This is a genomic window from Paenibacillus sp. FSL L8-0340, from assembly GCF_038593145.1.
Lineage (GTDB): Bacteria > Bacillota > Bacilli > Paenibacillales > Paenibacillaceae > Paenibacillus_AQ.
In genome coordinates this window covers 3,900,215-3,924,301 of record NZ_CP151967.1, presented here as the reverse complement: position 1 = coordinate 3,924,301, position 24,087 = coordinate 3,900,215, and the positions used below count along the sequence as shown (strand labels likewise).

25 protein-coding genes, 1 pseudogene and 1 riboswitch are annotated in these 24,087 nt (G+C 42.5%); of the genes and pseudogenes, 5 read left to right on the top strand and 21 right to left on the bottom strand.

Going from position 1 to position 24,087, the window contains the following annotated elements:
* Window positions 1-282 precede the first annotated feature (282 nt).
* Complete coding sequence (locus NST07_RS17545; protein WP_341093366.1) at window positions 283-966, top strand: 4'-phosphopantetheinyl transferase superfamily protein; 684 nt, start codon at window positions 283-285, stop codon at window positions 964-966.
* A gap of 256 nt (window positions 967-1,222) precedes the next feature.
* On the opposite strand, the gene NST07_RS17540 is transcribed toward NST07_RS17545, so the two are convergent.
* The 15 genes from NST07_RS17540 to NST07_RS17470 form a co-directional block, all read right to left on the bottom strand.
* Window positions 1,223-1,675 carry a hypothetical protein gene (locus NST07_RS17540; protein ID WP_342479860.1) on the bottom strand — a complete coding sequence of 151 codons (453 nt, stop codon included), beginning with the start codon at window positions 1,673-1,675 and terminating at the stop codon, window positions 1,223-1,225.
* Between the two features lie 297 nt (window positions 1,676-1,972).
* Window positions 1,973-2,407: a hypothetical protein gene (locus NST07_RS17535; RefSeq protein ID WP_342479859.1), complete on the bottom strand. Its 435-nt coding sequence runs from the start codon at window positions 2,405-2,407 to the stop codon at window positions 1,973-1,975.
* Between the two features lie 258 nt (window positions 2,408-2,665).
* Window positions 2,666-3,436, bottom strand: a complete 771-nt coding sequence (locus NST07_RS17530; RefSeq protein ID WP_341093364.1) for an ABC transporter permease — start codon at window positions 3,434-3,436, stop codon at window positions 2,666-2,668.
* The gene (locus tag NST07_RS17525) at window positions 3,437-4,198 is read right to left on the bottom strand and encodes an ATP-binding cassette domain-containing protein (RefSeq protein WP_341093363.1); all 762 of its coding nucleotides are present in this window, start codon (window positions 4,196-4,198) and stop codon (window positions 3,437-3,439) included.
* Complete coding sequence (locus tag NST07_RS17520) at window positions 4,195-4,548, bottom strand: DUF1048 domain-containing protein (protein ID WP_341093362.1); 354 nt, start codon at window positions 4,546-4,548, stop codon at window positions 4,195-4,197. Before NST07_RS17520 ends, NST07_RS17525 begins: the two co-directional genes overlap by 4 nt.
* 2 nt (window positions 4,549-4,550) lie before the next feature.
* Window positions 4,551-4,925, bottom strand: a complete 375-nt coding sequence (locus NST07_RS17515) for a DUF1048 domain-containing protein (protein ID WP_341093361.1) — start codon at window positions 4,923-4,925, stop codon at window positions 4,551-4,553.
* Window positions 4,926-4,930: 5 nt separating this feature from the next.
* Window positions 4,931-5,233, bottom strand: coding sequence for a PadR family transcriptional regulator (locus NST07_RS17510; protein WP_341097680.1), 303 nt, complete (start codon window positions 5,231-5,233; stop codon window positions 4,931-4,933).
* A gap of 430 nt (window positions 5,234-5,663) precedes the next feature.
* On the bottom strand, window positions 5,664-6,473 hold the full coding sequence (locus NST07_RS17505; protein ID WP_342479858.1) for an AAA family ATPase: 810 nt from the start codon (window positions 6,471-6,473) through the stop codon (window positions 5,664-5,666).
* Window positions 6,474-6,689: 216 nt separating this feature from the next.
* Window positions 6,690-9,314, bottom strand: coding sequence for an FtsX-like permease family protein (locus tag NST07_RS17500; RefSeq protein WP_341097679.1), 2,625 nt, complete (start codon window positions 9,312-9,314; stop codon window positions 6,690-6,692).
* 29 nt (window positions 9,315-9,343) lie between these two features.
* A complete protein-coding gene (locus NST07_RS17495; protein WP_342479857.1) occupies window positions 9,344-10,030 on the bottom strand; it encodes an ABC transporter ATP-binding protein in 687 nt (228 codons plus the stop codon).
* Between the two features lie 87 nt (window positions 10,031-10,117).
* Window positions 10,118-11,377, bottom strand: a complete 1,260-nt coding sequence (locus tag NST07_RS17490) for a HAMP domain-containing sensor histidine kinase (RefSeq protein WP_342479856.1) — start codon at window positions 11,375-11,377, stop codon at window positions 10,118-10,120.
* Between the two features lie 3 nt (window positions 11,378-11,380).
* Window positions 11,381-12,076: a response regulator transcription factor gene (locus NST07_RS17485; RefSeq protein ID WP_341093356.1), complete on the bottom strand. Its 696-nt coding sequence runs from the start codon at window positions 12,074-12,076 to the stop codon at window positions 11,381-11,383.
* Between the two features lie 182 nt (window positions 12,077-12,258).
* Window positions 12,259-12,447, bottom strand: coding sequence for a hypothetical protein (locus NST07_RS17480; RefSeq protein WP_341093355.1), 189 nt, complete (start codon window positions 12,445-12,447; stop codon window positions 12,259-12,261).
* A gap of 111 nt (window positions 12,448-12,558) precedes the next feature.
* Complete coding sequence (locus NST07_RS17475; RefSeq protein ID WP_342479855.1) at window positions 12,559-13,980, bottom strand: SPFH domain-containing protein; 1,422 nt, start codon at window positions 13,978-13,980, stop codon at window positions 12,559-12,561.
* 22 nt (window positions 13,981-14,002) lie between these two features.
* Window positions 14,003-14,521, bottom strand: a complete 519-nt coding sequence (locus NST07_RS17470) for a hypothetical protein (RefSeq protein WP_341093353.1) — start codon at window positions 14,519-14,521, stop codon at window positions 14,003-14,005.
* A gap of 186 nt (window positions 14,522-14,707) precedes the next feature.
* A riboswitch (cyclic di-AMP (ydaO/yuaA leader) is annotated at window positions 14,708-14,895 on the bottom strand.
* Window positions 14,896-15,215: 320 nt separating this feature from the next.
* Between NST07_RS17470 and NST07_RS17465 the strand changes: the two genes are divergently transcribed.
* From NST07_RS17465 to NST07_RS17455, 3 genes are read left to right on the top strand one after another with little or no spacing between them, the layout of a single operon-like run.
* Window positions 15,216-16,640: a spore germination protein gene (locus tag NST07_RS17465; protein WP_341093352.1), complete on the top strand. Its 1,425-nt coding sequence runs from the start codon at window positions 15,216-15,218 to the stop codon at window positions 16,638-16,640.
* Between the two features lie 36 nt (window positions 16,641-16,676).
* Entirely contained in the window at window positions 16,677-17,771 is a 1,095-nt protein-coding gene (locus NST07_RS17460) for a GerAB/ArcD/ProY family transporter (RefSeq protein WP_342479854.1), read from the top strand.
* Window positions 17,768-18,907: a Ger(x)C family spore germination protein gene (locus tag NST07_RS17455; RefSeq protein WP_342479853.1), complete on the top strand. Its 1,140-nt coding sequence runs from the start codon at window positions 17,768-17,770 to the stop codon at window positions 18,905-18,907. Before NST07_RS17460 ends, NST07_RS17455 begins: the two co-directional genes overlap by 4 nt.
* Window positions 18,908-18,945: 38 nt before the next feature.
* Here NST07_RS17455 and NST07_RS17450 read toward each other — a convergent pair.
* From NST07_RS17450 to NST07_RS17435, 4 genes and pseudogenes are all read right to left on the bottom strand, one after another.
* Window positions 18,946-19,023: pseudogene (locus tag NST07_RS17450) on the bottom strand (ABC transporter permease); the annotation flags it as partial.
* Window positions 19,024-19,134: 111 nt separating this feature from the next.
* On the bottom strand, window positions 19,135-19,356 hold the full coding sequence (locus tag NST07_RS17445) for a hypothetical protein (RefSeq protein ID WP_342479852.1): 222 nt from the start codon (window positions 19,354-19,356) through the stop codon (window positions 19,135-19,137).
* Window positions 19,357-19,537: 181 nt separating this feature from the next.
* Window positions 19,538-20,329 carry a hypothetical protein gene (locus NST07_RS17440; RefSeq protein ID WP_342479851.1) on the bottom strand — a complete coding sequence of 264 codons (792 nt, stop codon included), beginning with the start codon at window positions 20,327-20,329 and terminating at the stop codon, window positions 19,538-19,540.
* 292 nt (window positions 20,330-20,621) lie between these two features.
* Window positions 20,622-21,533, bottom strand: coding sequence for a YafY family protein (locus NST07_RS17435; RefSeq protein ID WP_341093347.1), 912 nt, complete (start codon window positions 21,531-21,533; stop codon window positions 20,622-20,624).
* 121 nt (window positions 21,534-21,654) lie between these two features.
* Between NST07_RS17435 and NST07_RS17430 the strand changes: the two genes are divergently transcribed.
* The gene (locus NST07_RS17430; protein ID WP_341093346.1) at window positions 21,655-22,110 is read left to right on the top strand and encodes a VOC family protein; all 456 of its coding nucleotides are present in this window, start codon (window positions 21,655-21,657) and stop codon (window positions 22,108-22,110) included.
* Here the strand turns inward: NST07_RS17430 and NST07_RS17425 are convergent.
* Window positions 22,099-22,269 (bottom strand): hypothetical protein, encoded by a 171-nt coding sequence (locus tag NST07_RS17425; RefSeq protein WP_341378710.1) that lies wholly within the window; start codon window positions 22,267-22,269, stop codon window positions 22,099-22,101. The genes NST07_RS17430 and NST07_RS17425 overlap by 12 nt on opposite strands.
* A 197-nt stretch (window positions 22,270-22,466) precedes the next feature.
* On the bottom strand, window positions 22,467-24,086 hold the full coding sequence (locus tag NST07_RS17420) for a response regulator transcription factor (RefSeq protein WP_342479850.1): 1,620 nt from the start codon (window positions 24,084-24,086) through the stop codon (window positions 22,467-22,469).
* Window position 24,087 lies beyond the last annotated feature (1 nt).

The window sequence follows — 24,087 nt, the reverse complement described above, 5'->3', positions numbered from 1 at the left end:
TTTAGGACTATATAACAATAAAAATAATTATTTTAAATTAAAGTAAAATAACAGAATTGTGTATGTATCTGCAGCATTCGACGTCCTATTATGTCGTAATATGCCAGTAGTTTGATAATGTGCAAATTCCGGAAAGAGCTATTAGTACCAATTTAGATATGGAGTGCGTTCAAAATAATATGCTAGAATCGTATAGCTGTCCTGTTTAGAGAACGGACTTCATATTTCGCAACATTCACAATAACGAAAACAAATTAAAATCTCCTAAGACAGGTGTTGTTTATGTCCAAAATTCTTGCTTTTAAGCTCCCGGAGCAGCTAAGTCTGGAGAGCTATGCTTATTTTACAGCACAGGTATCGGAAGTCCGGCGCGCACGTCTCGCCCGGTTTTTCCATAAGGAAGATGCCTATCGTTCTTTATTTGGCGAGATACTGGTGCGGTACATCCTCTGCAGCCAGCTCGGTCAACGGAATGGCAAAATTCAATTCGAGGAGAATCCATTCGGCAAACCGGGGGTGTCTGGGCTGCCTGATTTTGAGTATAATGTGTCTCATTCAGGAGATTGGGTGCTGATGATCTGGGGAATGAATGAGGGTTCTCTCGGAGTAGATATTGAGCAGATACGGCCTATAGATATTCAAATAGCAGAGCGGTTTTTTTCTGTGGAGGAGCGAGAGGCGCTGCAAGGCAAGTCTGCCGGGGAGCGGCAGGATTTTTTTTATGACTTGTGGACCTTAAAGGAAAGCTACATCAAGGCGATTGGTACCGGGCTGTCCCGGCCGCTTGATTCATTTACGGTACAGCAGCGTGAAGATGGCAGCTTTAATCTGATCACGCAAGCGGAATCAATGTACTTACAGACTTATACTATAGCCCCAGACTACAAAGCCGCCGCTTGTTCAAGCTGCTGCAGCCTGCCGGAAGCTGCCACTTTTATTAAGCTCAGTGAGCTCTATGTGTGGTGAATGGATTTCATATTTCCATCACCTGTCCGGAGAATCTGTCCACTATCAAATGGACGAGATGAGCGGACAGTATTTTAGTAAAGAAGAAATGATCCGGATGGCTGAGCCATTTTTGAAATGAATCCTAACGATGCCACCAATGAATAATTAGACTGACACCAGAAGCCGAAACAGCGACAATAAAGGACGAGAAAATAAAATCCTAGACTGTCGCTGTTTTATTTAACTAACGTCTTAACGATCCTTCATTTTATTATTAGATTCGTTTCCAATTATTTTTCACAAAGACAATGACAATGACAATGACAAGGACTAGCAAGATTAAGCCGGCGGAATACCATAAAACTTTTCCCCAATCAAATCTGGAACCGGCATATTCACCCTCATAATTAGCTTTAATGAATGACCCATCATTTATCTTAATCGCAATTGCCTCATTTTTGTCCAAATCTTTGATATTATAATATTCAGTGCCCTTCGGATAGTAATTCGAAAAATTACCTGAGTATGTGCCTTCCTTGTCTGAAAATGATGTAACTTTGCCTATTATTGAACCGATTTGTTCCTTTTCCACTTGATTGTCAGAAATGATATAGGATTTCCCGTCGTTTACAACAAAATTGTATGCCCAATCCGCATGAATTGGCCAAATTGCAAAAAAAGTACTTGCCAGCCAGAGCGGAATTATCAAAAACAGAGATTTTCTCAAACTCTCCCCCCTTGTTTCTTCATTTAATCAGACGAAATTGAGAGCCATTTGCTCGCTCTGGTGATTTTCTATCGTACTCTCCCACTATTTCGTCCGTTGGGTATCACTTCGCCTTCTATTATAACAATGAACCGAAGCTAAAAAACCACAGCCTACAAAATTGCTTGTGCGGGTTGTGGTTTCTGCTTTTGTCTGCTGTTACTTTTTCCCCTGCACCTGCCGGGTAGGACCATAATTGACGGCCCCGGTGAAAAGAACATCTTCCGCGGACGGATAGTATTTCGGAATGTGTAAAATTTAGGAGGGAATCAAACCGCCGCTGAAATCCATAGTGAAGACCAATGCTGACAGAATAAAGTTTCTTCCCCACAGCCGCTTCTTCGTTAACGGATACGCTGCGCAAATGGTCAGGAACGCCGGAAATCCCGCGATCAAATCCAGAACATTCAGAACAAGCGTGTTCTTCAGTGCGCGATAGAAGCTGTCCTGCTGAAAAATAAACCGGAACACATCCAGCCCTACCCATTCGCTTCCTCCGATTCCTGCGAAAATGTTGTAATCCTGGAATGCCATAATCAAGCCATAGATGGGAGCATATATAAATATGGCAATGTACGACAGAGGCAGCAGCAAAAGGGCATACAGGATGGCATCTCTTTTTATTCTGAACCAAAAAGTATTTCTCTTTTTTATTACGACATGATTTCGTTGACTGTCTAAAACCGCTTTCATTTCTCTCATCCCAAGAAAATGTACTCCCTTAAATGAATTTTGTAATAACTTAAAATGTGGGAGGGCTACAGCAATTTTTTCTGAAGGATATGTTGATCTAATTAGGGGACTGTCGCATTCTCCTTTGCCGTCAATCATGTAGCTTAGGGAGTTATCATAAATAAAGAGCCGGCAACTGTGATTTCACTCACGGTTATCGGCTCTGCGTCTTAGCGTCTGGCTCTTTGATAACTGACATATTCAGTTCCTTTACATTGTTTAAGCCGCTTTCCGTTTGTATGTGCGCATTGCAAATAGATATGCGACGATCAATATCCCTAAGCACCACGCGAGTGCAACCCAAATGTCATTCCCGACAGGTTGCCCCGACAGGAGTGCGCGGATGGCTTCCACTATTGAAGTCACTGGCTGGTTCTCGGCAAAAACGCGGACAGCCGACGGCATCGATTCGGTAGGCACAAACGCCGAACTAATAAATGGAAGGAAGATAAGCGGGTAGGAAAAGGCGCCTGCGCCGTCCACCGATTTTGCGGACAGTCCGGCAATCGCCGCGATCCATGTCAAGGCCAGCGTAAACAGCGCAAGTATACCGGCCACGGCAAGCCATGACAATACTCCCGCCGGCGAGCGGAAACCCATAATGAGCGCTACAAGAATGATGACGGCAACCGAAATCGCATTGGACACCAATGAGGTCAGCACATGCCCCCACAGCGCGGCCGAACGTGCAATCGGCATGGAGTGGAACCGTTCGAAGATGCCGCTTTGCATATCCATAAACAGACGGTAAGCCGTATAGGCAATACCGCTTGCAATCGCAATCAGCAGGATGCCGGGCAACAGGTAATTCACATAGTTATCCGTGCCGGTTTGAATCGCGCCGCCGAACACATAAACGAACAGCAGCAGCATTGCGATCGGAGTGATGGTGACCGTGATGATGGTATCCATGCTGCGGAAAATATGGCGCATGGAACGTCCAAGCATAACGCTCATATCGCTGAAAAAGTGTTTCTTAATCGTTTCCATTTACTTTTCCTCCTTTTTGCCGATGATTGCGAGGAATATTTCCTCCAATGTGGGTTGTTTTTCAACATACACCACTTTTTCGGGCGGAAACAGCTTTTTCAGCTCCGCGAGGGTGCCGCTCGCAATAATCCTGCCCTCATGCAGAATGGCAATTTGATCTGCAAGCTGCTCAGCTTCTTCCAAATACTGTGTGGTCAGGAATACCGTCGTGCCATTATCCGCAAGCTCTTTGACTGTCTTCCAAACCTCGTTGCGTCCTTCGGGGTCAAGCCCGGTGGTCGGCTCGTCGAGAAAAATAAGCTGCGGTTTTCCCACAAGGCTCATGGCAATGTCGAGCCTGCGGCGCATACCGCCCGAATAAGTAGACACCTTGCGCTTGGCGGCTTCGTTCAGGCCGAAGCGGTTCAGTAAATCCTCCGCGATCTGAATCGGATTTGTCAGGTGTCGGAGCCTGGCAATCATGATCAGGTTTTCCCGCCCGGTCAATATCTCGTCCACGGCAGCAAACTGTCCTGTCAAGCTAATCGACTGACGTACATGGTCGGGCTTTGACGCGATGTCAAAGCCGTTTACGAAGGCAGTGCCTCCGTCCTGTTTAAGCAGCGTGGTGAGAATTTTAACAATCGTCGTTTTGCCCGCGCCGTTGGAGCCGAGCAGGGCAAAGATTTCGCCGCGCCGCGCCTCGAAATTCACTCCCTTTAGGACTTCCGTGGTCTTGTAGGATTTTTTTAAATCCTTTACTTGAATTGCGATGTCTTTCATTTAGAATCGTCCCCCCTTCCGAGTTTGTTCATCATGTCGCGGTTTAATTTATTGCGAAAGTTATCGGTCCACATTTTCGTGCCGCGCAGAAGCTCGTCGCAAAACCCGACAACATCTTCGCCCGTCACGTCGAGAACGTGTTTGCCGTCCGCCGCACTCGCTTCAAACAACTCGATCAATTCGTGCTGAATTTTCAACATATCAGAGCCGTCTCCTACTGCGAAACTCCACATGTATCCATGGATTTTTTCAAATACGAACCGATAGTCTTCAGGAAGCGCTTCTACCCTTGCCATTTGCTGCTTATACTCTTTTTTATCCCCGATCATTTTTTTGATAAGCTCCAGCATAGTTATTGCCCCTCCTTATTAAATTTTTCCATAATCTCTTTGTTTAGTTTTTCCCGCATTGTTTCGGTATTGGTAACCGACGCACGCATAAACTCATCAGAAAACTTGCCGACGTCACTGCCTATGACATCAAGAACCTGCCTGCCCTCTGCCGCACTTGCTTCAAATAAATCCACTAAGTCCTTAAACATCGTCAAGTCCGTAAATATCGTCATGTCACCGCCGCCTAGGGGGCCAACGCTAAACATATAATGTTGAATTTTGCGAAATGCAAACCGATAATCTTTCGGTAAGGCATCAACCCTCTTCATCATTTGTTTATAGGCCCGTTTTTCTTCCATATCGCCAATTATCAATTTTATGATCGAATCAAGCATTGTTCCTACTCCTCCTTTAATTGGTTGATTTTCGATGCAACAAATTGCCACTTTTCCCAAAACCTCCGCAGCTCCTCACGCCCCGCATCGTTGAGCGCAAAAAACTTTCGCGGAGGACCCATGTCGGAGGGTTTTTTGGTGGTATCCACCAGCTTGCTTTTTTCAAGCCGGATCAGGATGGTGTACACCGTTCCCTCCACAACATCTGTAAAGCCGAGGGCGTTCAGCCGCCGCGTGATTTCGTAGCCATAGGTTTCTTTGCGGCTTATTATTTCAAGGACACAGCCCTCAAGCACGCCTTTGAGCATTTCCGTCAGGTTTTCCAACACAATCCCCCTTGCTATTCTGTATGACTGGTATTCAGTATTACTTACTACCACTATATAGTAACACAAAGTAGTGGTTTGTCAATAGCGGTTGTTCGGATAATGCCGGTCTATATTTATAGTTTCCATTTCTATAACCACAAGATTCTTAGTTCTTCAAAATATTCCTTCGAAACTTTTATCATCGTCTCTAACTTCTGTCTGTTATCAAATTTTTAGCTATCCGATTCCCCCCTTCTATCAACCCTGATACGCAGACAGTAAAAAAACAACCGAGTATTAATCCCCAGTTGTTTTTTATCAATCATATGATATCCATTCATCAGATTCACTCAGAAATCAAGCTTACGGAGGAAGGTCTTAGAGCAAACCCTTCTCAGATGAAAAGCTACAATCTGTGTCTGTCCTACTCTCATTCAAACAATTGCTTATGCTTATTGAAAAACCGATAAAAAAATTGTACATTCTCTAGTTCAAACCACTCTGCTGTTTGAAGATGTTTGGCATCCAGATTATAAGTTTTTGCATGTAATGTGCCTAAAACAAAGGGAGAATGCGTGGCAATAATAAATTGACTATCAAAATATCGTGCCAGCTCATTTATTTGTTCGGCCATCCGTATTTGATTGGCAGGAGAAAGTGACGTTTCCGGCTCGTCCAATAAATACAATTGCCCTGGTAGCAGATATTCCTCAAAAAACTGCATGGACGTTTCTCCGTTAGAGTATTTTTCTTGTGAAAATTGAATGTCCTCCAGCTTCTTTTTAAACGCATACGTAGCTTCACGTTGTGCCGCCTGAGCCTTGCTCATCCCTTTGTTAATCTGCTCATTTATTATTCCCTCACGCAGCACGGAAGATTGCTGTATCTTCTTGATCTCATATAAAATATCCTCTGATTTCAGATACCGGCTTCCTTTTGGAAGTTGCCTGATCTCATGCTCGTGCTCATCATGCCCAAGCTGATAGCTACTCAAATCAAGGAATCGCTGAGCATAAATACTATGCCCATAGCTTGTCATTCTTTCGGCCCCCGGAATTCCCAGCTTGTTGGAAATTACATTGAGTAAAGTGGATTTTCCGCTCCCGTTATTGCCATACAACACAGTAATTCGATCAAACAAAAGCACCTCTCCAGCCAAGTGCTTAAATACATAATCAGGGTATATGTTGGGATTCCGATCCGTATAATCAGAAAGCTTAAAGCTTCTCAAATAAATCATTGCCGCACTCCTTCTACCTGGCTTATAGTATGAATTCTATTTTACCAGAAAAAAGACAATGTATTTTTTTCTAACGCTTTCGTTAGGACATTTGTAGTTAGGGATTCCTAAGACAGCTGTATTTTCAAAATACAGGCACCCCGTATGATAAAGGGTGCCTGTTTTAAATTCATTATTTATAGCTGGCTTTGTGTTACTATTTTTAACCAACCGATCCTAATTCTCGCTCCGGAGAGCATCTACGATATTTACTTTCTTCAACCTGTACATCGGACTAATTGTTGCGAGAAACGTTGTGATCAGCGAACCCGCGAAAGCGATCCCGATACTGGACCATGGGAACACCCACTCTGCATCTAAAGCACCGGTGAAGAGAAGATGTATTCCGTAATCCAGCGCTGTCCCTAGGATAGTTCCTATTACAGCGGCAAACAATCCATAAAATACGCTTTCTAAAATAATCATTTTCCTCACTTCCTTCTGCGTCATGCCGATGGCCTTGAGGGTTGCAAATTCATTCGTACGAAGAATTAAATTCGTGCTTACTGTATTGATAATGTTCAAGAAAGCAATTAGAACAATGACACCGATAAAACCGTAAAGCAAGATACTAAAAGTCTTTGCGTCGTTTTTAGCTTGAGCGACCTCTGCCACTCGATCATTGTAGTTAAAACCAGCGTCTTTCTCAGTTAATGATTTAAGATAGTCCGTTATAGGATGATTTGATATATCGGAATTAGCAAGGATAAAAATTCTAGAGTAAATATTGCTACCCATAATATTGGTGTATACTTGTGGGGTCGTAATGAATGTAACAATATGGCTACTAGTATATTCCTTTGATAACAAATCTTGATCGACGATTCCGGTCACTGTCACAGTTTGATATTCTTTATCACTTCCTTCAACTGTTCGAATTTTGATGTGATCTCCAACCTTAAATTGGGTTTGATCGAGAATTAGCTGTTTGCCTTCTTCTGTCATCATCTTTATTTTTTGTTGGACGATAACACCATTCTCTTGATCCATTTTCTCTTTGTCAATCTTCCCGGCCGTGAGCTTGGATTGCAGAGCATTTAAGCCATTGACTCCGTAGGACACAAGGAAATTATTATCTGTTCGATAACCTTCCCCTTCGTCAACGACGTATCGCTCCTTATGAAATCCATAATATTTGGGATTAATCTTATCTTTAGGGATGATTGCATCTACTTGATTACTGTAAAATTTGTAGGCTTGTTGAACAGCATCAAGCTTAGAAACATCCCGATACACAGTATTGTCTATTCGTTTTGAAGGACCATCATAGGAAAGCGAATAAGAATACTGCGCTCCTGAGAGCTGTGTTGTTCGCTGCATGAAATCAACCAAACCACTAAAGACAATAAATAAAATAATACTAATAATCATGGAAAAGGCTGTAATCCGAAAACGTTTCTTGTTCCGTTGCAAGTTTCTGCTGGCGAATTGCCCTACGATGCCAAACAGCTTATTAACGAACAGAGACTTTCTGACCTTAGTGATAGTTTCAACCTTCGTGCTTCCCACATTTTTCAGGGCTTCAAGAGGTGATACGCGAGCTGCTTGTTTAGCTGGTCCAACAGCGGAAAGGAATACGCTCAGCAAGCCCAATAAACCGGAGGAGATTAGAATCGGTACGGAAATGACCATTCTCATATCATGTAAAAAACCTAACGTTAACAAGCTGATATTGTAAAACAATATCTTCATAAAAAGAGTTCCCGTGAGAATCCCAATGGGTATGCCGATCAAGCTCAGCAGGGCCGCTTCTTGCATCACAATTTTGCGAATTTGGGCTGGTGTAGCTCCAATGCATCGTAACATACCGAATTGTGAAATCCGCTCCAGTACAGAAATATGAAAAATATTATAAATCATTGCAATCGTACAAATCATTATAATCGCAATGACAGCAGCGAATGATAGGATTAAGCTGTTATTCACACCTTCATAAATGCTTTTGCCATACAATCTAAGCAGCTCATTATTGTACTCAATTCTTACATTTTTAATATAGCTCTCCCTATCCAGTTGTATAGCAGAACCTTGTTCGACATCATTCAGCTGTAAAGAGGACATCAAATCTGCCGTCTTTTCTTTGATGTCATTCAAAGATTTCATTTTGACGTAAATAAAGTAATTTTTGTTGTTATCGATGTTTTTGTTATCATCGAAAGTAATTGCAGGAAAGATGTATCTGGAAGACCAGCTCCCTGTGCTTAAGGGCTTCATAAAGCCTACAACAGTATATTCTTTTTGGGATTGTGCTTGGAAGGCTTCGTCGAGATCCCAACCAAAATCGCCAAGTCCGCTTATCTTCTTGTCTTCACCCGTTGACGATACCTTCCGGATTCCAAGGTTTAGCGTAATCGTTTCACCAAGCTTTGGTTTTTTTGAAAAATAACTCAAACTCGATGTGGAGAGGATAATTTCATCCGAATTTTCCGGGTGGCGGCCCGAGTCTAGCTGTGACTGAAGCATTTGCATTGCATTCGCATCATATCGCTTGACATTCAGGTACCGGTAGGGTGCGGCAAACGGATCTTCCTTCTTTTCCTTCTCCTTTGACGCCCTAATAACAGCATATCCTTCTCTACTGATGACGCCTGCACTTTTTACGGTAGCATTGTTTTTGACTTTTGGGACCGCTTCTCCCGAAATACCATTGAGAGAGACGTGATAATCTCCGAAGTCCCGCAGGGTTTGTCTGACTGACTTATCCCAATAGCTCATCCCAATTGTACCAATGGATGTAAGCAGCGTAACCGACAAGATTATACCGAAGATCGTAAGCAGCGATCTTTTTTTCTGTCCCTTCAAGTACTTTCCGGTGAGAGCTGTGTAGCTTTTCAACGTTCACTCACCTCATCTGGCTGTAGAAGGACTCCGTCTTCAATTCTTACGACTCGATCTGCGATTTTAGCAATATTCAAATCGTGCGTGATCATGATTAAGGTCTGATTATATTTTTTAACGGAAAACGTAAGTAAATCCATAATGTCCTTGCTGCTTTTACTGTCTAGATTTCCGGTAGGTTCATCTGCCAAAATAATCGACGGTTTATTAATTAACGCACGCCCAATCGCCGTTCTTTGCTGCTGTCCGCCTGACAATTCGGATGGAAGATGATGTCTTCGCTCAGTCAGACCTAATATACCCATTAATTCCTGGACATACTTATCATCTACCCTTTTGTTCTCCAATAGCATTGGTAATTTGATGTTTTCCTCTGTAGATAGGACCGGGATCAGATTGTAGGATTGAAAAATAAATCCTATTTTCCGTCTTCGGAATATAGCGAGCTCCTCTTCACTTTTGGTATAAAGATCCGTACCAGCGATGATGACTTGTCCACTAGACGGGCGGTCCACTCCACCTAGGAGATGCATTAAGGTGCTTTTTCCTGACCCGCTGGCTCCTACAATGGCAACAAATTCTCCCTGCTGAACGGAGAAATTGACATTTTTTAAAGCTTCAACCTTTGCCTCTGCACTTCCATAGGTTTTGCATAAATTAATCGTTTTTAGTATTTCCACCTGTTTGCCTCCTGAGCTAATGTGCCTCTTTGTATGTTTGTTATTATAAAGATCGAAGCTTACATTACAGTGAAGAGGAAGCTTACGTTATTGTAAGCTTCCTCCACTATCCCAGGTATTAAACGAAACTCTAAATTCTGTTCCTAGCCCTAACTGACTTACAACGGTGATCATCCCGCCTTGTTCTTCAATAATGGACTTGGATAAGGACAAGCCAATGCCAAGATTTTGCGGCTTTGTCGTGTTTCTCCCTCTATAAAATCGTTCAAAAATGTGAGGCAAATCTTCTGGGGAAATGCCTTCTCCTTGATCTCGAATGATTACTGTCTGAAATAATGAATTTTTTTCTAAAGTAACATCAATTCCGCCCTCTAGTGGCGTATGTTCCAGTGCATTTTTAATCAAATTAATCAAGGCTTCTGTTAGCCATTCTTCATCCGCCCAAACATACATATCTTCTCCACCATGAAGGTGAATCTTCTGCTTCCTTTGCTCGGATAACATTCGCAACGAATGTACAGCATGATCGATCATTGCTCTTACTCGAACTCGTTCTATCTGGAACGTTATTGCTCCGGCTTCGACCCGTGCCAGCTTCAGTAAACTGATAATCAGCCATTCCATTCGCTCTAGTTGTTGACGGCTTCGATCCAGAAATTTCGTTCTCATTTCTTCCTTCATATGAGGATCATTCAGCAAATTTTCATTAAAAACGATGAGGGATGCAAGCGGCGTTTTGAGCTGATGCGAAATATCGGAAAGCAGGTTTCGTAGAAACGATTTCTCTTGTTGGAGTTGCCGAAGACTGTTGTGTAACCTTTCGGCCATCGCGTTAAAGTTTCGTCCTAGTGCACCAAAGTCGCCTTCATCCTTCTCCGGAAGCGGTTGATCAAACTGATGTTCAACAACTTGCTCCGCTGCAAAGGTTATGGTTCGGATCTTATCAAATATTTTGCGGTATTCCCATCCCAATAACAGCAGAAACGGAATACTAAAAAGCAAAACGTGAGCTGCCGTTTTCATGGGTAAGGCGGTATCCGAGAGTACAGGTTGATTGTTTACGGGCATATCATCTTTGTATGCATATTGAGCCAGGCTGCGTTTTCCCTCTTCGATTTCATCTTCTTGTGCACCCTGAGTGATAAAATGGATAATTTCATTTTCTAGTTGTGGAGCTTGCTTCAAAACATAACCAATCAATGCAGCATTCTGATTAACCACGGCCTTATTGATCTGACTGACTTGATAACTCATATAAAAGAACATGATTACTGCTAACATAACTTGTAATACGATCGCTTTAACAGTAATAGACTTCCACTCTGGATTACGGAAGAATTCATTCATGGTTTATCTCCCTACAACATCTGCATTCCATTTATATCCGACTCCTCGAACGGTAATGATGTATCTCGGTACAGCAGGAACATCCTCGATCTTCTCTCTTAACCTTCTAATATGAACCGAAAGGGTGTTGTTATCAATGAATTCTCCTGACATATCCCACAGACTGTTAAGAATGATACTTCTGCTGCAAATTTGCTTAGGGTGAGTCATTAACATTAATAGCAATCGATATTCCAGCCCCGTCAATAAAAGTTCCTGATTGTATTTAAGAACAGTTCCTTCTAGAACTCGAACTTCAATATCGTTGGATATCCATCTATTCGCTTCATCCGTGGGCTTATGATTGCGCCTTAAAACGGCTTTTATTCTAGAGAGAAGTTCTTTGGTACGGAGCGGTTTGGTCATATAATCATCTGCACCCAAATCAAGTCCAGCAACAACATTTGTCTCCTCATCCAAAGCTGTCAGGAATATGATCGGAACCTGGGATAATGTACGGATTTCCCTACACAGGTCATACCCTGAACCATCAGGTAAATTTATATCCAACAAGATTAAATCGACTGTGTCTGTTTTCAATACCTTCCTTGCTTCTTCCAAGCTACCGGCAATAACAACGGTATATCCTTCACTCGTTAAAGTATAATCAATACCGAACACCAAATTATCATCATCTTCAACCATTAAAATTCGATTCATTGAGCACCTCAGTTTAATTCAAGAAAGTTTTTAAAGTTAAGCTACACCCTTTTTTCACTGTATCATGAAAGATATCTATCACAAAGCTGTTTCGTGGAAAATTTATTTAAGGTAACTCTGGTTCATCCATTAGACAACGAAAAGCCGATCCAGAAAAGGATCGGCTTATTTTTATAGCTTTATCAATCACGTTTGTTCTCAACAGATTTCATACGGTTTTGATCGTCAGGCACCCGGTCAGTACTGAACTCCTGCCCTGCTTCTAACTCACCGTGGCCGCAAACACTTCGGGAAAAATTTGTGAACTGCCTTTTTTGCTCATCCATTTCGTGTTTTCGCTTAAGAAGCTCCTGCGGATCCTGATTTGTCATAATTAACCTCCTAGGAAATCAAAATAAGTCTCCAAAAACGGAATCATGCTGTTTATTCGCACTACAGAAGTTTTCCATAATAGAGAGGTGCTTATGCAAGGAAATTTAGAATTATTGCTCTTTATCCCGGCCGAGTAGCCCGCTGAGAGCCTCTGTCACGTTCATACCGGTAAGCGTCTGTGTCAATTCAGGAACCTGGGCCATGATTTTGGCGATATCGCCGGTAATTTTGTTTATGCCGGATGAAGCTCCATCCTGGGAAATCACTGTAATCTTATCGACCTTGGCCAGCGGGGAAGCGATTTTATCAGCCAGCTCTGGCAGAACCTTCAAGAATTCCACTATAAGGGCGGCTTGCGTGAACTGTTTGTACGCTTCAGCTTTCTTCTCCAGTGCCCCCGCTTCCGCTGCTCCGGCCAGCTGAACAATTTCCGCGTTGGCTTTTCCCTTCGCCAGTTCTGCTTCCGCTGTTGCCAGCCCCCGTTTGGTCATTGTGGCCGCCTCTGCTTCAGCCTCAAGAATTTTCCGCTGCTTAGCCGCTTCCGCTCTCATGATCGTAGCCTGGTTCTCCGCCTCAGCAGGCTTGATCACCGTGGCCTCCAGCTCCTTCTGTCTCAGCTCAACTTCGATTTCCCGGACGGTCCTATTGGCCTCCGCTTCCATCTGCGTAATCTTGACCTGTTCGGTAACCAGCGACTGCTTAATTTTGTTCTGCTGCAATTCGTACGCAAGATCCGCCTGTGCTTTTTTCACTTCAGTTTCCAGCTTAAAGTCTGCCTGCTTAATGTTCAAATCCTTCTCGAACAGAGATTCCTTGGCGCGGGCTGCGGTTCCAGCTTCAATGGTAGCCTGATGTGCATTGGCTTTGGCAATGGCGGATTCCTTCTCCGCCTCGGCTTGTTTGATCTGAATGTCGCGTTCTGCTTCCGCCTTGGCGATGCTGGCATCGCGGCGGATGCGCTCAATTTCCGGAACCCCCATATTGTCGATATACCCTTTGTCGTCAGTAATTTTCTTAATGGTGAAGCTGACTACCTCAAGCCCCATCTTGTCGAGGTCTTCCGAGCAGGTCTCCCGCATCTTGCTGTTGATTTCGTCAGGTGTCTTTAGAATGGATTCTACCGTTAATTGTCCGATCAAGCCGCGCAAATGGCCTTCCACCGAATGCAGGATAATCGTCTCACGGTCCTCTTCCGGCCTGTCGATAAACTGCTCACTGGCAGTAAGTATAGCGGTAGGATCGCTTTTAATCTTAATCTGGGCTACCGCCTCCAGGTTGAGCTTGATGCCCTGCCGGGAGAACATTGCCTGCGCTGGGATGACATCGAAGCTCATCAGCATCATAGAGATGGTCTTATTGTTCTGGAAGCCGGGAATGACGAACGTCCCGCCGCCCTGAACCACTCTTTTTCCGCCGAGGCCGAATACAATCATCGCCTGATTGGGCGGAACCTTTTTATAAGCGTTCACGATACTGAACAAAGCCAGCAGGATAACAACAACAATTGCCGAGATTAAATAAAGAATAACCATTTGGTTCGACACTCCCCGTTAGTTATAATTGTTCGTTTTCCCTCTCGAAGAGGGTGACTACCGCTAATCCTTTATCCACCTTCAAAATAATCACCCTGTCACCCTTGGCGAGCTGCTGGCCGGTTTCTGCCCGTACTCCAATGGAACGCATCGTTCCATGCAGCACGTATTTCATCTCTCCCACTGCTCCATCCCCTGCAGAAATGCTGATGTACCCGAGTTGTCCCGCCTGCTCATAATCCATTTTATTCATGCTACTGTCATACCGAGTCATCACCCGGGCCAGCACCGCATATATCAGACAGCCCAGCAGCAAGGCAACCCCGGTGCAGATCAGCACCACTGCAAGTATATTCATTCCGCTGAACCGGGTAAGCACATAACCACTGCCGCCCCAGACCGTGACAAACACCATTAGAGGGAGTATGGGCACAAAGCCCGGACCACCAGCATCGCCACCTCCCACATGCAGATGACCGGCCAGGCCATGCCCATGAAATCCGCCGCTAAGGAGAAGCAGCAATCCAACCCAGAAGCACACGATAAATACAGTAACGATACCAATCCCCCCCTTTAAAGGATTTTAGATAGTGCCTAATCACTCTGAATTTCGTTGTTATAAGATTTCTAAACTCTCATATAGATCGTTTTCCCTTTCTGCATGCGCAGCAAAAAGACCACAGAAGCGTCAGGGCTCTCCGTGGTCGGTTAATCGATCATGGCGCTCATCCTCTCTCTTCGAGGCTTACGGGGTTAGCTGACGGATTCGGGCAGCGAGATTGCCCTACCTTGTAAGAAGCGGCTTTTCAGCACGCAGCAAGGATTCACCCCAAGTGAGCGGCAGCTATCTGAGCAAAAGCCACATTCACCATTGGTTCCCCCGTTCCCATTATCGGAATTCAGCCATTTGAGAACAGTTATATTACATTCGGTTGTTGATTTGAATCTTACGCCTGTGACCATTTAATGTAAAACGTTGCGGATGGCAAATGAAGCCCAAAATGCCACCACTTCGCGAATGAATGCGCATTCTATGGTATTACTCTTAAGCGATCGATGATTTGCTCATTTTTGCTCCACTTCATGTCCTTAGGAAAACAAAACAGAAACGTCTGCTGGCTCAACATCATCCCCAATATTCTTCTATATCGCACATTAAAGTTCCCGTCAGGAATATTCTGCAAATCATTCGGGAACGTTAACCGCAAAACTAATCGAAAGTTGAGCGCCTTATAATGACTAACCAAACTCAGACCTCATCTCCTTCTGTAGATCAAAACTCCGATTATATCGAAGCAGCACTATTCTATACAAGTGACCTCAAAAAAAGAAGCTTATCCTTTCAGGGAAGGGAAGGGTTGGTCTTTTATCTGGAGTCCCTCACTGACACGGAATTGATTGAACGGAACGTGATTGTTCCTTTTAGCCGTAATCAGGACAAAGACCTTTCTGAGCTTTTCACAACACTTAGTTTCAGTTTGGAAACAGAACTAAACCAAGGCATTCAGGGACTTCTTGAAGGAAGCTGTCTTTATTTTTTAGAAGGAATGTCTGAATTTTATGTCCTCTTCACTCCTGCCAAATATGAACGAAGCATTAGCGAACCTGAGAATGAAGGGGTTATTCGGGGACCTCACAACGGTTTTATTGAACAGATGAAGGTTAACTTATACCTGATTCGGAAACAAATCGCCTCCCCAAACCTTATTGTCCGCTACTTCACACTTGGGAAATTCGCCCCCAAGCAGGTAGGCTTAGTCTATATGGAGAATATGGCCAACCCAGAATTGATAAAAATTGTAGAATCAAGGATAAAGAAAATTTCGCTCGATTGGATAATCTCCACTGGCTTTATTCAGGAATTAACGGAGGATAACTCCTTCTCCATATTTCCACAACTAATCAATACGGAGCGTCCGGACCATACCTCAGCTTATTTGCTGGATGGATATGTGGCTATACTGCTGGATGGGGACCCTACAGCTCTGATTTTGCCGGCGAGCTTTTTCAGCTTTTATCAGACACCGGATGACTATAACAATAGATGGATGATCGCTTCTTTTGTCCGGTTTATCCGTCTGATCGGCTTTGTAACAGCATTTCAGTTGCCAGCGCTCTACATTGCCACCGTTTCTTTCCACTCCAATGTCCTTCCCTTGCAATTGTTCTTTTCGATTCAAGGTTTATTGACCCGGGTCCCTTTCCCTCCGCTGATTGAAGCGATGCTGCTTGAACTTATATTCGAACTGCTACGGGAAGCAGGACTACGTCTGCCCAGTCGTGTAGGTCAAACTATTGGGATTGTTGGGGGGTTGGTTATCGGGGATGCAATTGTTAAGGCGGGATTGGTTTCTTATTCGATGATTATTGTTGTTGCGTTGACTGCCATTGCATCTTTTCTTATCCCTTCCAACGAAATGAGCTCTGCTATCCGGTTTATGCGGTTTCCATTGATGATTGCTGCCTCATTATTCGGATATATTGGGATATCATTTGGGTTAACACTCATTTTCATACATTTGTGCAAGCTAGAATCGTTTGGGCAAACCTACCTGAGACCATTAAGTCCGTTGAAATTTCAAGGCCTGAAAGATACCTTCGTACGCTTTCCAATTTGGTCCATCCGAAAGAGTTCAAGCAACCCAAAAACGGATAAATGATCATTAATCTACATAGTACTTACAGGAGTTGATACGGTGGCTCAAAAAGAAAAAATGATCACAAGGGGACAACTCTTCCTTTTTATTATTCAAGCCCAAATCGGTGTTGGTATTCTGTCTCTTCCTAACAAACTTAACGAAACTGCCAAAGGTGGAGGTGGACTTTCTGTTTTAGTTGCAGGGGTTATTACCCAACTTGTCATCATTCTTCTGTGGGTCCTGCTGAAGAAATTCCCCGGACTTAACCTATTCGGTATTTGCATGAAACTTGCAGGCCCGATTATTGGCAGTCTATTGATTATTCTGTATATTGGTTACTTTATTCTGCTTGGCTCTAATATTATGCTTAGTGCCGTTGAGGTGCTCCGGAGATGGATGCTGCAAACTACGCCAAGATGGGCTGTACTAGCTCTTTTTTCTATCATGACTCTCTACCTCTCAAGAGAAAAGCTGACAGTATTGGCAAGATTTTATACGCTGGCATCCGTGCTTTTTATTCCACTATTTTTATTTATCATTTATGGATTAACTCAAGCCCATCTGGAAAATATGTTACCGCTATTGGAAAAAGGCTTCTGGAATATCGTAAAAGGAGCAAAGGAAACAACCATATCTATGTATGGTTTCGAATTAATGCTGATCATCTACCCGCTGTCTGAAGGTACAGATAAACAAAAATTGATAACAGTCAGTCTCTCTAACTTGTTTGTGACCCTATTCTATTTCTTTGTGGTCTCTACCTGTCTGATGTTCTTTAACTCCGAGCAAATCAAAATGATTCCCGAACCGGTCATTTACTTAATGAAATCTCTAAGCTTTTTCATTGTAGACCGTGCAGATATCTTGTTTTTGCCGATCTGGGCCATAACCCTTGTATGTTCTATCGTAAGCTATTGCTATGCAGCGTCCATGGGGCTCAGTGCTTTACTGAGACGAAAAAGCCATCGGAATTTTACTCCATTTGTGAAAATCACTACATTTATAATCGCGCTTGCGCCAGTAACTTCTGTTGGCATTCATCTACTGGATACAGCCTCTACATATGCTGCCTATTTCTTTATTGGTGGGCTCCCGCTGGTAATGTTAATCATTTCTCTAATGATAAAGAGAAAAGGAAGTGGCCTTGCATGAGATGGTACGTGAAATTAGGAAAGGTTATGCTATCGGTGCTGATTATTCTTTCCCCCCTCAGCCTCACCGGATGCTGGGACCGGGAATATTTGAAAGACTTACATCTAGCCTACAGTGCGGGGTTTGATGTAACTGAAAATGGAATGATAAAAGAAACTGTGGAATTAATCATTCCGCCTGATATTGAGCAAAAATCCACTACGAACGAAATTCATACGAGTTATGGACATAACCTGCGTAGTGCCAGCAATGAGATGCGTAATCGGGTGAGGGGAAACATAAGATTTCTTAAAAATGGTTTTCAATTACTTGGAAAGTCAGTGGCAAAGCAAGGCCTTTACTCTAATTTGGATGTGAACTTTAGGGATCCAACCAACCCGACATCCAACGTTAGGGTAATTATAGCCGAAGGAAATGCCTCCGACATTCTTGAACAAAAGATGGTTGGGGAATTAAAGATTGGCGATTTCATTACACAAAAGATTGAAAGTCTTGAGGAAATGAGTGTATTTCCAAAAGAAACATTAGATACCGTGTTCCGGTTCCTGAAGGATCCTGGACAGGACTTTGCTCTTCCCTATATAGCTATAGAAGGCAATGAGATTATCACGAAAGGATTGGCCCTCTTTAATGATCAGTATTATAGTGGGATGACGAACCCGGATCAGTCAATCTTACTAGTCCTAATGATGGGGCAAAAGGGAAAAAATGCGCGATTTACAAAGAAAATTGATCTGGGCTATCCGGATAATATACAGGAGTACATTACCATTAATGTAGGTTTGAAAAAAGTGAAACGGAAATTCAAGGTATCGGTTTCTGCTGACGAAAGTGTTGAAGTCAATTTGGAATTAAAACTTCAAGCCGTCGTAGAAGAGTTTCCCGGAGAGCGTTTGCTAAAAGAAAAAGATCTTCAAAAAATAAATCAAGCATTTTCGGAAATTCTCACAAAGGAAGCTGAATCGGTTGTGGAAGAAGTCCAAAAGGCTAACTGTGATATCTTTGGTGTGGGGAGAAAGCTTATTGCTTATCATCACAATGTCTGGAAGGAGAAAAATTGGTCTAAGGATTATCGTAAAGTACGATTCCATCCTAAAGTAGAGATTAAAATTGTAGATACCGGCATTCTTGAGTAAAAGAGATGTTACCAACCTTCTAAGGTGAATAGCTGCTAAAAACGCACGGCTATGACCGGATTGGCTCCAGAAATAATCATCCCGGTCATCATCCCGGGCAGTTGTACAAGCCCCACCTTCATTTGTTTTCTTGATAATATAATCTCCAGTTAATAAGTTATAATCTTGTTCATTTGCTTCTTCTTGACTTGCATTTCCAGAAAAGTACTCTCCCATCGTCACCCCGATCAAATACCATTCATTATCTTGAAATAGTAGGAATCATTTGTTCCAAACGCTATTAGTAAGGACCGTTCAGGTGCCTCTTCTGTATTAGGTTGTAGTTGCTCAATTATCATTGCAATATCCGTAATTCCATCTTTATTTAAATCACCTTCTGTTGTAACAGGTTCATCATCTTGAATTAGTACTCTCCATCCAAAAGGTATTAATGTATTAATATCCTTCAATGGTTTTTCTTCTACTTTTATTTCTTCTGAAGGCGGCTCACTGGTGTGGGTTGCTACACATCGGATTTGGAAGAAGGATGGAAGTCACTGGAATTAACATTGCTACTATTACAAGCAGATAAAAGGAAAATAATAAAAAGTATTATTAGTACATAACCAATCGTTCTCATAAAGACTACCCTTAGCCGGTTGAATTACTTGACTCGAATACAAACTTTACTCTCTCAGTTTTACCCCACTTTTCTTTGATATCTTCATAGTAAACATCCGTATTATTATAGATTATGTCTTTGTAAGTCGTAATTAAATGAGGGTAATGATTGTCGATGAAACGTTCCAACCTTAGTGCTGGTCTAGTGTTTCGTTTTAATCTAACCTTATCCAAAAATATAGGAATGTCTTGATCTATTGCGTTAATCATTGAATCTATATCAGTAATACCAGGTAAAATCGGAGTAATAAATACCCATACAGTAATTCCCATTCGGTGTAACTGATTTGCTGTCTGTATATTACTCATAAGAGTATAATCATCGATTTCACTCAACTGTTGCAGGTTAGTTAATCCTAAAAGTAAAGTGAATTTGTTCCCCATGGGTTTTATTACATCAATATCTCTAAAGATGAGTTTTGATCCGGCTTTAGTTGTAACCATACATTTCAAGTTTAACTTACTTAATTCAAGTAAACATTTTCTTGTTAATTGGTATTTCCGTTCTATCTCCATATAGGGATCACACTTACTACCCAAGTACACAGTATCTTCTTTATTCCATTGAATAAGTTCTTTTTGCAAAACATCTGGAATATTAACTTTAACATTCAAGTCAGTATTCCAAGTCTCATCTTCTAATTGGAAACAATAAGGACATCCAATTGTACATCCATCATACGGGTCAATAATCGGTACTATCCCTCCATCCGGCGGATATTCATACGTCATTGCATTCTTAACAAATATTTCTTTGAGCATTTTCACCATCTCCATTCATCATCTTATAACAAGATGGTAAATTAATTCTCAAAAAAAATATAGACTTATAATTGCTGATTTGCTATGATGTTGAATAAGGTCTTGAAAAAATGACATACGAATCCATGGGTCATATATGATCTATGGTTTTTTTGTGTTTTCGTTGATTTCAGCTATCGTACCTGCGTTTACGAACTCTCACAGGCTTAAAGGCGTTAACCCCGGGAGTCAATCCGTATGTATTATTTATTAGACTTCAAGGAAAGCGCATTAATGCCTCAATGGGGATTCTTTAGGCATATTTCTTTATCATGGCACTTAGAAACTCTCGAAAATCTTCAACATATGTTTGAGGCTCTATGATTTCTAATTCAGATCCAAAACTAGCCAAAAACCGGAATCCGATATGGTTTTGCGGCACATCTATTGTGGCTATTAAAAATTCAGAATTATAGGCTTCAATTCTTTTCTGCCCGTATCTTTCAATAAAGTGATCTTTTATGCTATGCGAGATCAATGCTTTAATTGTAATTAATTCCGGTTGATAATGTTGTTCGGCTTTTTGCTCAGTCAAAAAATCTCTAGGAACAAATGTTTTGATATCGATATTAAGATTATCCGTTCTGGACAATTTAAAAGTCCGATATTCCATTCGATTTAAACAAAACCCCTTCAAATACCAACTCATTTCACTAAAATGAAGCTGGTATGGCTCGATCATTCTATTCGTCTTCCCTCCACTTCGATCTATATAATCGAATGTAAGTAATCTTCCTTGCACTATTGCTTCTTGACAAGTCTTTAGTATTTGAAGAATTTCAGAACGACCGTCCCATTCATAAAATGACAGGTGAATTGAACCTTTCCAGGTTGCTGAGCCTATCATCGATTCAATTTTTTTAAGAGTTAGCTCAACTTCGTCACTAAATAGAATTTGTCCCAATCCGCCCAGTGCGGTTAGGATATTTTGTAAGTCTTTACTGCTTAGCAGTCGTTTGTCTAATTTGTATTCATCCATAATCCCGTATCCCCCCTTAACTCCATTTATAGAATAAATAGGTATGTTAGACAAACTGAGAGTTTCCATATCACGTAGAATCGTTCTTTTGGACACGTTAAATAATTGTGCAAATCCGGTTGCGGAAACAACATTCTTTTGCAGCAAGATCATTACTATAGATATTAGTCTTTCAATTTTATTCATATTGTCCCTCCCAGATAATCTTCTTAAGGTAAAAAAATTATCCCAAAGCTATAATAGGTGACAAAATAGCTGTCACCTATTATAGCTTATACTTCATGTATTACAAGAAGGAGGTTTTTTCATGTCAGTTATTGCATATTTGAACTTTGATGGGAATACAGAGCAGGTCATTGAGTTTTATTCAGAAGCTCTGAATTCAAGTAAAGTAAAAAAAGTGAAATTCAAGGATTTTCCACAAGATCCAAACTATCCTATGCCAGAAAATGAGTTGAACATGATTATGGAGTCATCGTTAGAATTCGCTGGTGGACAAATAATGATGTCGGATATTCTGCCTTCGATGAAGAAAGTAACAGGCGAGTTGGTTAAAGGCAACAATTTACTGATTAGTATCGTTATTGATGATAAACAGGCACTGGAAAATTACTTTTCCAATTTGTCTGTGGGAGGCTATATTATTATGCCGTTATCAGAAATGCCTTGGTCTTCCTGCTTCGGAATGTTGGTTGATAAATTTGGTGTTGTTTGGAAGTTTAATAGCGACGCTTATAAGTTCCTTGATCGTTTAGCCGTGTAGCCTTCGCTTGCCTGCAATCTGCTGAAAGAGCACAAAGTGGATGAAAAAAATAACCGGACCGGATAGGGATAATCCCCTACCCGGTCCGGTTTTCACTTCAGTTTCATATTGTTGTTGCTTTTCCAATTGAACTTCGTTTTCTTCCCACCATGCTTTCATGGCTTTTGGGTCAGTCCCATCCTCATTGTGCGTGTCACTTATAATCACCAACGCTACTTGACGTTTGCTTCCCAGTAGTCGCCGGCCAAGCCTTCTATAACACTTCCGCTGGCCCAAGGCATCAAACAGAACCAGGTACTTGCCGGAGAAACGTCGCTGTTGCTCTCCGTTTATAGAGCATGCTGTCCTTTGGGGCGTTAGCTTTTTATAAGTTCTGTAGGGTTCATACCGGTTATTTTCTTGAACAATGTGCTGAAGTAGGGAATGTTCTTATAGCCGACCCGTTCCGCCACCTCATACACCAGCATATTCCGCTCCATGAGTAACTCCCGCGCTTTCTCGATCCGCACCCGGGTCAGATAGTTATTGAAGGTTTCTCCAGTAATATTTTTAAAAATAATAGACAAGTGGTTCCGCGAAATGAATACCTTATCCGAAAGCTCGGCGAGTGTCAGCTCTTCCGCATAGTGCTCATGAATGTAACTGGTCATGAAATCGACAACCTGCCGATGCTTACTGCTTCCTTTCCATTGCCTGTTGCTGCAGATCCTGGTGATTTTGTCCATAAGCCAGCTTGCCAGCTGGTCCGGTACAATCAGGCTGCTGATCTCCTTGGCAATCTGGTCATTGGTGAACAGGTCATCCAGTACAAAGCCGGATTCATACAACGAATAGGTTATAATTCCCCATAGCTCGCTTCCAAGCATTTGTACGTATCCCTGTGATATCCCCTCTTGCTTTTTCATTTCCATTATATATTCCAGCACAAGCTGATGGGCTTCCGCTTCCTGAGATGCCTTCATTGCCGTAGCTAGCTTATACGAGAACTTGACCGGAAAAAGGGCGACACTTCCCGGTTCGCTGCTGCTGTTCTCCCGGTACAGATACACTTCATGTGCGGAAGCGACCCGTAATGCTCTTTGATCCATCGCGCGGAAAGCTTCCTCTGTCGAGTCGGAAAGCTTGGTCCATGTATCCTTCACTCCCCCGATTCCTATACGTGTAACCAGCTTGAGATAGCTGCCGATGCTGTCAATCAGCCGGATTCCCAGTTCTTCCAGCTTGTCTTCTAACTGTTCGAGCTGTCTTGCATCCGGATGAATAATCAGTAATGTTCTGGTACTGTGCAGCTCTGTGTATTCCAGATCCGGGAACAGCTTACGCGCTACTTCACAAGCAATATTGCTGACCGCAAACCGGAAAAGGTTCCAATCGGAGACGGATAGACATCTGGCTCGTTCATCACGGATCAGCTCGATTCCGACAGTGACATGCTTGCGCTCCTGCCAAAAAAGATATGACGGGGGGAGAGGAGTGCTGTCTCTGTATGCATGGCCCAGGGTACCGACAGCTGCGGAGCGAACCCACTCCAGTTCAACAAAAGGCTCATACATCGTCATTTTAAACTCAATCTCCCACTGCCTGATTCGCTTCTCTTCCTCTTCCTCAAGTTCTTGTACGACATTGCTTAGAATCGATTTTAACGTCGGCAGACTGATTGGCTTAGAGACATAGTCGGTCACATGAAACCTTAGAGCCTGTCTCGCATGCTCAAAATCTGAATAACCGCTCAGAATAATGATTTTACCTTGGAATCCTTCCGTTCTAAGCTGCTCCATCATATCCAGACCGCTCATCACGGGCATATAAAGATCAGTGATCACAATGTCCGGTAGGGTACGGCGGATTACCTCCAGTCCGTCCTCTCCGTTCATAGCTTCTCCAGCCCACTCAGCTCCCAGCTCATCCCAGGGAATCGCCCGTTTCATCCCCTTCAGGACTTGGCGCTCATCATCTATGATTGCGATTTTCCACATT